The sequence below is a fragment of the Micromonospora sp. NPDC001898 genome, from assembly GCF_042891255.1.
Classification (GTDB): Bacteria; Actinomycetota; Actinomycetes; order Mycobacteriales; family Micromonosporaceae; genus Micromonospora.
The window spans coordinates 95,371-105,533 of sequence record NZ_JBIATC010000007.1 but is presented as its reverse complement, the minus strand read 5'-3'; the positions used below and the strand labels follow the sequence as shown (position 1 = coordinate 105,533).

The following is a 10,163-nucleotide window of genomic DNA, read 5'->3' as shown; positions in this document are numbered from 1 at the left end:
TACAGGGGTGGCAACCCCGCTGGGCTGCAAAGCTTAGGCTACCCTTACTGTCGCTTTCGGGATGTCGACGAGAGGTCAACCCATGTCGAGGAGAGGTCAGAGCGTGACTGTCGCGGCCCCACTCGCGGCGGATCCCGTCAGCTGCGAGGAGTTCGGCTACGGCCTCGGCCGGCCCGACGGGATCCTCGTCCTGAGATACCGCTCGGCGGCCCGCCTGGCGTTCGGCGAGAACCGGCAGGACTTCCTGCACCAGCTCTACTGGTCGCCGGACGGCGTGCTCTCCGCCCGACACGACCGGGGTGTCAACCCCATCGGCCCCGGCGAGGCCTTCTGGGTCCAGCGGGCGGTGACCCACGAGGTGCACGCGGCGGACCGGCAGACCGTCTACCGGATCTGCCTGCGCGAGGCGCCCGCCGCCCTCGACGGCCTCCGGGCCGGCGCCGTCCGCATCGACGTCGAAGCGGCGGACCTCGTCCTGGCGATCGCCGACCGGGAGTACGACGAGCGCGGCGCGCCCGAGGCCCGCAGGCGGATCATGGCCGGGCTCGACCCTCGTTCCCACCCGGCCGATGACCGGCAGGCCGGTGGCTCGGGCGTCGCGGTGACGGTCGCCATGGCGCTGGGGAACGACCCCGGCGACCCCACCCGCCTCGACGAGTGGGCCGAACGACTGCACGTCAGCGTCAAGACGCTGCAACGCGACTTCGCCCGCGAGTTCGGCATGTCGTACTCGCAGTGGCGGACCGGCCTGCGGCTGCGCGCGTCGCTGACGCTGCTGCGTACCCGACCGGTCGGCGAGGTCGCCCGCCGCATCGGGTACGCCAGCCCGTCCGCCTTCATCTCCGCCTTCGTCCGGGAGTACGGCTGCACGCCGGGCCGCGCCGCGGCGATGATCCACGCCGGAGACGACGACGCCGCATCCCTGCTGCTGTCCCGCTCACCCCGATAGCGCGAACCCGGGGCCGTCCACGTCAGCAGCGGAACCGTCGTCCCCGGTCGGGAGCCGTCAGCTCGTGGTGGGGAAGCTCAGGCTGACCGCCGAGGGGGCTCCGCTGGGCCACCGGGTCGTGACGACCTTTCCCCGGGTGTAGAAGTTGACGCCCTCGGGGCCGTGCACGTGGGTGTCACCGAACAGGGAGTTCTTCCAGCCGCCGAACGAGTGGTAGGCCATCGGCACCGGAACGGGCACGTTGACGCCCACCATGCCGACGGTCACCGCGCGGGCGAACCGGCGTGCCGCCGCCCCACTTCCGGTGAACAGCGCGACGCCGTTGCCGTACTCGCTCGCGTTGACGATGCGCACGGCATCGTCGAAGTCGGCGGCGCGTACGACGACCAGCACGGGTCCGAACACCTCGTCGCGGTACACCTCGGCGTCGGTGCTGACCGTGTCGAACAGGGTCGGGCCGACGAAGAACCCGTCGCGGACGGGTGCCTCACGCCCGTCGACGACCAGGGGGACGCCTGCTTCGGCGGCCCGGGTGACATACCCGGTGATCCGGTCGCGGGCCTCGGCGGTGATGACCGGCCCCATCTCGCTGCTCTCCGCGTCCCCCGGCCCGACGCGCACCCGACGTGCGTGCTCGGTGAGCAGGGACACGAGCTCATCGGCGGCGGAGCCGACCGCGACCACGGCGGAGATCGCCATGCACCGTTGCCCGGCCGAGCCGTACGCCGCGGCGGTGATCTGCCTGGCGGCGTCGGCGAGGTCGGCGTCGGGAAGCACGACGGCGTGGTTCTTGGCGCCACCGAGTGCCTGGACCCGTTTGCCCGAGGCGCTGGCCCGCTGGTGGACGTAGCGTGCGACCGGCGTGGAACCGACGAAGGACACCGCGGCGGTGTCGGGATGGTCGAGCAGCCGGTCGACGGCCTCCTTGTCCCCGTGAACCACGTTGAACACGCCGGCCGGCAGCCCGGCCTCGGCGTACAGCTCGGCGATCAGGTTCGACGGGGAGGGGTCACGCTCGCTGGGCTTGAGGATGAAGGAGTTGCCGCAGGCGATGGCGATCGGGTGCATCCACAGGGGGACCATGATGGGGAAGTTGAATGGCGTGATGCCGACGCACACGCCGAGCGACTGCCGGAACGTGTACGAGTCGACGCCGTTGGACACCTGGTCGGAGTAGCTGCCCTTGAGCAGCTGCGGGATGCCGCAGGCGAAGTCGATGACCTCCCGGCCACGGGTCACCTCTCCACGCGCGTCGTCGAGGACCTTGCCGTGCTCGGCGGTGATCATGCGGGCGAGGTCGTCGGTGTGCTTCTCGACCAGGTCGCGGAAGGCGAAGAGCACCTTCGTCCGGGCGGTCAGCGAGGTCTCCCGCCACGAGAGCCACGCCTGCGCCGCGGCGGCGACAGCCGTGTCGACCTCTGCGGAGCTGGCCAGCGGCACCGTGGCCTGCGGCTGGCCGGTGGCGGGATTCCAGACGGAGGCGGTGCGGCCCGACAGGGGTTGTGTCGGCTTGCCGTCGATCCAGTGCTCGATGCTGCGCATGGTGTTCCTTTCCTAACGGAGGCTGACCGGGGCCCGGGCCGGCGACATCACCCGGACGGATCCGTCAGAGGTTCAGGGTGAGGCCGGCAGTGGCGAGGAGGACGGGACAGGAGCTGTGCCGGGCGGCCTCGGCCAGCAGGTCAGCGACCCGATCCCGATGCCAGGGCCGGATGTGGGTCAGTACGAGGAGTCGAGCTCCCGCCCGGCGGGCGAGCCTGCCGGCGTCGCCGGCGGTCAGATGGTTCGGTACGGGCTCGTCGTCGAAACCCGACGCCTCGGCCAGCACGACGGCGCATCCGTGGGCCAGGTCGTCGAGGGCGTCGCAGGGTGCGCTGTCGCCGGTGTAACACAGTTGGTCGTCGAGGCGGACAGCCCAGTTCTCCACCTGGTGCCGACCGACAGCGGTACGTACCCGGTACGGGCCGATGCGTTCGGGGGCGGGCCCGAAGGTGAGCTTCCGATGGGCGGGAAGCCGCTCCGCCAACCGGCTCTCGACGGCGGCCGGCCCGTACACCGGCAGCGACCCGGCGTCGCCCGCGGCGGACCGGAGGTAGGCCAGTGCGGTGAGGTCGTCGCAGTGGTCCCCGTGCGCGTGGGTGACGAAGACGGCGTCGAGCGCGGTGACGGGGGTGTACCGCTGCAGCGGCCCCACCGCTCCGGTGCCCAGATCGAGCAGGAGCCGCCAGCCGTCCTGTTCGACCAGGTAGCAGGAGCACGCCGCGTCCGGGCCGGGCGCGGAGCCCGAACTGCCGATCACGGTGAGCCTCATTCGGCGGCCGGGGCGGTGGCGATGGCGACGACGTCGGCGACGGCGCCTTCGAGGCAGGTGCCCGCCACCGCGGCGGCCGCGGCCAGGACCTCCGGGTGTCCGTCGCCGACCGCCACGCCGAATCCGCTGGCCCGCAGCAGGGGCACGTCGTTGGGGTTGTCACCCACGGCCGCGACCTCGGCCAGGGCCACCTGCTCGTGGTCGGCGAGCCAGCGCAGCGCGACGCCCTTGTCGACGCCTGCGGGGAGCAGTTCCACGTAGGTGGCCTCGGACATCACCACGGTCACCTCGGGGGCGGCGCGGTGGGCGACCGCGGCGGTGCGGTGCGCGGCGTCGGTGTCGGCGCACAGCAACATGACCTTGCTGATGCCGTCGATGTCGTGCCAGCTCTCGATGTGCTCGACGGTGACGCGGTCGCGGGCGGCATAGGTGTCGACCCAGGCCGGCTGGTACGTGGCGAGGGCCCGTTCACCGACGAACGCGACGGCCGCGACGTCGGGCGGAAGCGTCTCGACGAGCGCGCGGACCGCCGTCCACGTCGTCTCGTCGAAACGGCTCGCGTGCAGCACCTCACCGGTGTGCAGGTTGGCGATGAGCGCGCCGTTGAGCAGGATCGCCGGTCCGGTGAGACCTAGTTCGTCGTAGTAGCGCCGGCACGAGGCGGCGCTGCGGCCGGTGGCGATGACGACCTGGCCGCCGGCGCTGCGGAATGCCTGTAGGGCCGCGCGGCTACGCGGGACCATCGCGAGGTCGCGGTCGACCAGTGTGCCGTCGAGGTCGGTGACGATCCAGCGGTACCGCAGGGCGGTACCCGGGCCCAGGCGGGTGTCGGAGCTGGTCATGTCAGCGGCACCGCCCGGTGAGTGTCGGCGAACGCCTCGATAGCGGTCGATCCGGCCGGGTCGAGCGTGCCGACGGTGGCGAAGTAGCCGCGCTCGCGCCATGCCGCCTGGTCCGTCTCGACGTCGTTCGGGCGCAGGCCGAGGTAGTGGCCGCCGGCGGCGGTCACCAGCAGCGAGCCGGCCGCGACATCCCAGCTGCTGACACCGATGCCGAGTGCCGCATCCGCCCAGCCGGTCGCGACATGCGCCAGGCTCAGCGCGGCGCTGCCGATGCGACGCAGCGTCTGGTACTCGATGATGAGGTCGGTCTGCCGTCGCACCGCCCGTTCGGGCGCGGCTCTGATCTCGCGTGCGCTCGGGTAGCTGGTCAGCAGCAGCGCCTGCTGCTCGCTGGCGGCGCCGACGCTGGCCAGCGGCTCTCCGTTGTGCCAGGCCCCGGCGAGCGTGGCGGTGAACAGGTCGTCGCGTAGCGGGTCGTAGATCGCTCCGGCGACGACCCGCCCGTCGACCACCGCACCGATCGAGGTGCAGAAGAAGGGGAGCCCGTGGGCGAAGTTCGCCGTGCCGTCGATCGGGTCGACGTGCCATTCGACGCGGCCCTCGCCGACCGCGCCGCCTTCCTCGCCGACGATGCGGCTGTCCGGCTCGGCGTTGAGCACGATGTCGCGGATCCGCGCCTCGGCCGCCTTGTCGTGCACGGTCACGGGGTCGTGCCGATCGCGCTTGTAGTCGACCTCGGGTCGGGAACGGAACGCCCCCCGGAGCATGTCACCGACTGCGGTGGCGGCCTCGGCGGCCACCTCCGCCAGTTGGGCGGAGCGGGTCACGTCGATCGTGGTCATGCGTGCCTCTCGTCGGTGAGGGTGAGCAGCCGCAGCAGTTCGGCTGGGTCGTCGACGACCGCGTCGGGCGTCTGGGCGACGACGAACGGCAGGTCGTGGGTGGAGCGGGCAGTCATCAGGACGGTCACTCCGACCCCGGCCCGGCGGCCGCAGACGACATCGCGGTCGAAGTTGTCGCCGACGTACCAGGCGTCACTGGGCGCGACCGCGAGCGCGCGGCACGCCAGGCGGATCATTTCCGGATTGGGTTTGCGGATGCCGAGCTCGTCGCTGTACAGCTGCAACGCCAGGTCCTTGTCGAGGCCGGCCTGGGCGAGCCAGTCCCGGTGCACGATGCCCGACATCGCGTTGCTGACGATCGCCACCGGGATGTCCCGCTCCCGCGCGCCCCGGAGCAGATCCTCGATGCCGTTGCGGGCGACCCGCGTCGAGCGCAGCTCACCCTGGCGTCGGCACAGGAACCACGCCTGGCTGGTCACCAACGCGCGCGCCTGATCGGGCCAGTCGGCGGCGACGAACTCCGACCAGAACACCCGCCAGGTCAGCTCGGCCGGCGCGGACAGTCGCGACATCGCGTTCTTCCACGCGGAGTCGGCGGCGGCGGCGGCCCGGACGTCGCGGACCACGTCGTCGATGGTCAGCTCGGTGCAGCCGGCCGCGCCGAGCATCGCGACGACCTCGGTGGCGAGGTCGGTGACCCAGGTGTCCCGGCGTGCGGTCTGCACGACGACGCCACCGAAGTCCAGCAGCAGCGCGCGAGGCCGCGGCAGCCGTGCGGCGATCACCGGCCGGACCCGGAGGCGACGGCCGGGCCGGCGGCGGGACGCGGTCCGGTCCGCTGCTCGCGCAGGAACTGGTCCCAGCCGGTCATCCGGCGGCCGTCGGCATCGAACACGTGCAGGTCGGCGGCGGCGGCCCAGAGGGTCACCTCGGCGCCCGGCGTCGCCTCGATCTTCCGGTAGGACTGGACGTACAGCGGTTCGCCGTGGCACCGCAGCTGCACGGTCCAGGCGGAGCCGGTGGGCAGGACCGTATCGACCACGGCCGGCGCCCGCCAGACGCCGTCGGGAACATCGGCGTCGGCGTGCGCGATGTTGAGTGCCTCGGGCCGGACACCGCCCGTTCCGTCGGTGGGCGGGCGGCCGACCCGGGCGGCCACGTAGTCCGCCACGGTGGCGCCGGGACCGGCCACGTCGGCCGACCCGAACGGCATGGTGTTCATCGGTGGGCTGCCGACGAACTCGGCCACGAACACGCTTGCCGGCCGTTCGTAGACCTCCATCGGCGTGCCGGTCTGCTCGACGACTCCCTCGTTCATGACGGTGACGTGGGTGGCCATCGTCATCGCCTCCAACTGGTCGTGGGTGACCAGGACGACGGTGGCGTGCGAGCGCTGGTGGATTCTCTTGATCTCGGCGCGCATCTCGAGGCGGAGCCTCGCGTCGAGGTTCGACAGCGGCTCGTCGAGCAGCATGACCTCCGGGTCGACCGCGAGCATCCGGGCCAGTGCGACCCGCTGCTGCTGGCCGCCGGAGAGCTGCGAGGGATAGCGGGCGGCGTAGTCGGCGATGTGCAGCATCTCCATGGCCTCGGCGGCACGCTGTGCTCGTTGCGCCGTGGGTGTCTTCCGCATCATCAGCCCGAACTCGACGTTGCGGGTGACCGTCATGTGCGGCCACAGCGCGTAGCTCTGGAACACCAGCCCCATGCCCCGCTTCTCGGGTGGCACGAAGAGGCCCTGCCCCACGGAGTCCAGCAGCCGGGAGCCGACCCGGATGTCGCCCCGGGTGGGCTGCTCGAGGCCGGCGATCATCCGCAGGGTCGTGGTCTTGCCACAGCCGGACGGGCCGAGCAGGCACATGAAGCCGCCGTCGGGGATGGTCAGGTGCAGGTCACGCACCGCGTACTGGCCGGCGACGTAGCTCTTGTCGACGCCGATGAGTTCGATGTTCGGCATGTTCAGCCTCCCAGGCCCGTGGCGAGGTTGCTTCTGGTGGCCCGCTGGGCCAGGTAGGTGACGGTGAACGAGAGCGCGGCGATGATGAGTACCGCCGCGTTGGCCTGCTGCCGATATCCGAAGTCGACCAGGTTGATCGACAGGGTGGTCAACAGGGGCGTGCTGGCGGTCGTGAGCATGATGACGATCGACAGCTCTTTGAGCCCGGAGATGAACGGCAGTAACACGCCGGTGGTCAGCGCGCCCTTCTGGATGGGCAGCACGATCCGACGCAGCCGGGTGAGCCAGCCGGCGCCGGCCACCTGGGCCGCCTCCTCCGGTTCGCGGCCCAGTTGCATCATGGCGGAGATGCCGGACCGCGACGAGTACGGCAGGTGGGTGATCGCCATCACCACGACCAGCAGGAGGGTCGTGCCGTAGAGCGCCGGGATCGGGCCGCGCGGGACGGCGAACAGCGTCAGGTAGGCGGCGGCGAAGGCGATGCCCGGCACCAGGTAGGGCAGGAACGAGACCTGCCGCAGGGTGCCCGACAGCCGGCGGCTGGGCGAGCGAGCCACCACGTACCCGACCATCAGCCCGACGAGGCCGCAGACCAGGGCCGCCATGCCGACGATGCGCAGGCTGTTCCACATCGCCTCGTAGAGGTCATCGCTGCGCAGCAGTCCGTGCGGGAAACCGACCGCCTCCGGGATCGACTTGGCGGTCCAGAACTTCAGCGTGAAGTTGTCGGCCCGGAACACGCCTGGCGCGTAGGTCACCGTGGACAACGCGAGGGTCACGAGCGGCACGACGACGCTGGTGACGAAGACGGCCATGGCGAGGCCGTAGGCGGGCCACCGCCAGCGGCGCAGGTCGGTGGCCCGGTCCATGCTGCCCTTGCCGCCGATGGTGACGAACCGGCGTTGTTCACGGACCAGGCGCATGTCGATGAGCACGACGAGCACCCCGAGCAGGACGATGACGGCGGCGATGACGGCGGCCACGCCGGGAGCCCGGGTGTGGATGCTGCGGTACAGGCTGGTCGACAACATCGCGTAGTCGGTGGGCAGGCCGAGGATGTACGGGGTGCCGAAGGTGCCCAGCACCCGGCCGAGGACGAGGAGCACGGCGGAGGAGAGCGAGGGCAGCAGCAGCGGCAGGACCACGTGACGCATCCCCTGGCGCCTGTTGGCGCCGAGCACCCGGGCGGACTCCTCCAACTGCGAGTCGATGCGCCGCAGCGCGTTGCCGAACAGCAGGAACACGAACGGGTAGTAGTGCAGGCCGAGGGTGACGATGATCGGCACGGCGCCGTACGCGAGCCAGTCGGGGGTCTGGACACCCCAGGTCTCCAGGAAGCCCGGGGTCCCGCCGGACCGGCCGTTCTTGAACAGGGTCAGCCAGGCCAGGGCGAACGTCCATGACGGCAGCATGTACGGCACGACGAGGGCGCCGGCGAGGAACTTGCGGCCGGGCACGTTGGTTCGGGTCACCAGCCACGCCATCGAACCGCCGAGCACCACGGCGAACACGACCACGCCGAGCCCGACGACTACGGTGTGTGACAGCGGCTCCCAGAACAGGCTTGCGCTGATCGGTGACCGGAACACCCGCCACAGGTAGTAGCCCGTGAGCGATCCGGCCGGCGCCCCGGCCCGGCTGTCGTCGCCGAACTGCACGCGTGCCGCATCCGACACGATTGCCACCAGAGGCGCGATGACCAGGTAGCCGAAAATGAGCACGAGGGCGATGCCGATGAGGGTGGTCGGTTCGGCGAGCAGGACTCGTGCCCGGTACCGTATCCGGCCCCAACGGCTGGCCGGCGTCTGCGTGGGCGGCGGCGGCGCTGGCGGTGCCGGGCGGTCGATGACTGCCATCTTGAGTGTCTTGTCCCTTCAAGCAGAGCCATGGTGCCCACCGATCGTGATGACTCGGTGGGCACCCGCCGGATCAGTTGTGCTGCACGCGCCAGAAGTCCTGGACGGGTTGGGTGTTCTGGTAGTCGTCGAGCAGGCCCTTGGGGTCCATGGCGAACAACTGCGTACCCCAGTCGGTGAGGCCCTTCGGGTTGCCGTCGCTGGGCGGCACGGCGGTGCTGCCCGAGACGCCGCCTTCCTCCATCTCGTGCTTGATGCCCTCCTGCGTCATGACGAAGTGGACGAACAGCTTGGCGGCGTTGGGGTGCTTCGTCCCGGTGGCGATCGCGACGTACTTGGAGTAGGAGAACCCGACCCAGGGGCTCAAGCCCTCGCAGACGGCCATCTGGTAGCCCTTGCCCTCGACGTCGCGGAACTTCGCGATCGACACCAGGCCGATGCGACCCTCGGTCTGCTGCGGCGCGGCGACGGCGGCGGCGATGTTCTCGTCCTCGCTGTTGATGATCGGCTTGTTCTTCGCCAGCTTCTTGACCCACTCCCAGCCGGCGTTCTTCTCGGTCGTCTGCAGGGCCTTGCCGGTGTGCCGCTGGTAGGCGTCGGCGAGCGGTGCGGCGCCGTGGCCGGCGGACTGGCTGAGCCACTGCACGATGGTCGCCTTGCCCAGCGGATCCTGTAGCAGCACCTTGCCGCGCCAGCTGTCCTCGGTGAGTTCCCAGATGTTCTTCACCGGGCAGCCGTTCGGGTAGATCTTCGGGTTGTAGACCCAGACGTTGGCCTTCGACAGCACCAACAGCGGGTTGCGGTTGGTCTCCGGGATGTCCTTGATCAGATCCGGCGGCAACCACGTGTAGACGACCTGGCGGGGCAGCAGCTCGCCGGCCAGCAACGGGCCGTCGGAGAAGAGGGTGAGGTCGACGGCGACGTTGCCGGCCTCCTTCTCCCGGACGAGCTTCTCGGCGGTCTTCTGGGTGTCGGACTTCACCCCCTCAGCCTTGATGCCGTACTTGGCGGTGAATGCCTCGGCGACCTTCTTGATGTCGCCGGTCGAGTCGTAGACGAGGACGCTGCCCTCCTTCTTCGCCGCCGCGACGAGAGCGTCGAGGTCGAAGGAGGCGTCGACGGAGGCGGACGGGAGTGCGCCGGGCTCGTTGGTTCCGCTGGACGGGGCGCAGGCGGCGGCTGCGACGAGCGCGGCGATGCCGACTGCGGCAGCGGCAAGGCGACGGGTGGGACGGATCGGGATCGTTATGTGGCGGCTGTCCACGTGCGCGAACCTCCTCGGTGGCGGAGCATGCGGGTGAGAGCCTTCTCGTCCGTCGGATGTGATGAAGACGTATTCGCATCCGCGGAGTGTCCTGAGCGTAATACGGAGGCAATCTTTGTCAAGACATATGTACATCAGCCCT

General features: G+C 70.6%; 9 protein-coding genes. 1 reads left to right on the top strand and 8 read right to left on the bottom strand.

The genetic code is table 11. The features are described 5' to 3' along the window. The first annotated feature begins 103 nt into the window (after positions 1–103). On the top strand, positions 104–949 hold the full coding sequence (locus tag ACFYZF_RS18010; RefSeq protein ID WP_387021826.1) for a helix-turn-helix transcriptional regulator: 846 nt from the start codon (positions 104–106) through the stop codon (positions 947–949). A gap of 57 nt (positions 950–1,006) precedes the next feature. Here ACFYZF_RS18010 and ACFYZF_RS18005 read toward each other — a convergent pair whose 3' ends face one another. The 8 genes from ACFYZF_RS18005 to ACFYZF_RS17970 form a co-directional block, all read right to left on the bottom strand. Then, positions 1,007–2,491 carry a CoA-acylating methylmalonate-semialdehyde dehydrogenase gene (locus ACFYZF_RS18005; RefSeq protein WP_387021823.1) on the bottom strand — a complete coding sequence of 495 codons (1,485 nt, stop codon included), beginning with the start codon at positions 2,489–2,491 and terminating at the stop codon, positions 1,007–1,009. A gap of 64 nt (positions 2,492–2,555) precedes the next feature. Next, on the bottom strand, positions 2,556–3,248 hold the full coding sequence (locus ACFYZF_RS18000) for an MBL fold metallo-hydrolase (RefSeq protein ID WP_387021821.1): 693 nt from the start codon (positions 3,246–3,248) through the stop codon (positions 2,556–2,558). An 8-nt stretch (positions 3,249–3,256) separates the two neighbouring features. After that, complete coding sequence (locus tag ACFYZF_RS17995; protein WP_387021819.1) at positions 3,257–4,102, bottom strand: Cof-type HAD-IIB family hydrolase; 846 nt, start codon at positions 4,100–4,102, stop codon at positions 3,257–3,259. After that, positions 4,099–4,944 carry an inositol monophosphatase family protein gene (locus tag ACFYZF_RS17990; RefSeq protein WP_387021816.1) on the bottom strand — a complete coding sequence of 282 codons (846 nt, stop codon included), beginning with the start codon at positions 4,942–4,944 and terminating at the stop codon, positions 4,099–4,101. Before ACFYZF_RS17990 ends, ACFYZF_RS17995 begins: the two co-directional genes overlap by 4 nt. Next, positions 4,941–5,729 (bottom strand): HAD family hydrolase, encoded by a 789-nt coding sequence (locus ACFYZF_RS17985; RefSeq protein WP_387021813.1) that lies wholly within the window; start codon positions 5,727–5,729, stop codon positions 4,941–4,943. The genes ACFYZF_RS17990 and ACFYZF_RS17985 overlap by 4 nt, the downstream gene beginning before the upstream one ends. After that, positions 5,726–6,901 carry an ABC transporter ATP-binding protein gene (locus ACFYZF_RS17980; RefSeq protein WP_387021811.1) on the bottom strand — a complete coding sequence of 392 codons (1,176 nt, stop codon included), beginning with the start codon at positions 6,899–6,901 and terminating at the stop codon, positions 5,726–5,728. The genes ACFYZF_RS17985 and ACFYZF_RS17980 overlap by 4 nt, the downstream gene beginning before the upstream one ends. A gap of 2 nt (positions 6,902–6,903) precedes the next feature. Continuing rightward, positions 6,904–8,757 carry an ABC transporter permease gene (locus tag ACFYZF_RS17975; RefSeq protein ID WP_387021808.1) on the bottom strand — a complete coding sequence of 618 codons (1,854 nt, stop codon included), beginning with the start codon at positions 8,755–8,757 and terminating at the stop codon, positions 6,904–6,906. A gap of 73 nt (positions 8,758–8,830) precedes the next feature. Further along, a complete protein-coding gene (locus ACFYZF_RS17970; protein ID WP_387021806.1) occupies positions 8,831–10,021 on the bottom strand; it encodes an ABC transporter substrate-binding protein in 1,191 nt (396 codons plus the stop codon). Positions 10,022–10,163 lie beyond the last annotated feature (142 nt).

Coding starts and splice junctions, on each gene's coding strand:
- ACFYZF_RS18005 (WP_387021823.1), bottom strand. CDS start 2,491: ATGCGCAGCATCGAGCACTGGATCGACGGCAAGCCGACACAACCCCTG.
- ACFYZF_RS17980 (WP_387021811.1), bottom strand. CDS start 6,901: ATGCCGAACATCGAACTCATCGGCGTCGACAAGAGCTACGTCGCCGGC.
- ACFYZF_RS17995 (WP_387021819.1), bottom strand. CDS start 4,102: ATGACCAGCTCCGACACCCGCCTGGGCCCGGGTACCGCCCTGCGGTAC.
- ACFYZF_RS17975 (WP_387021808.1), bottom strand. CDS start 8,757: ATGGCAGTCATCGACCGCCCGGCACCGCCAGCGCCGCCGCCGCCCACG.
- ACFYZF_RS17990 (WP_387021816.1), bottom strand. CDS start 4,944: ATGACCACGATCGACGTGACCCGCTCCGCCCAACTGGCGGAGGTGGCC.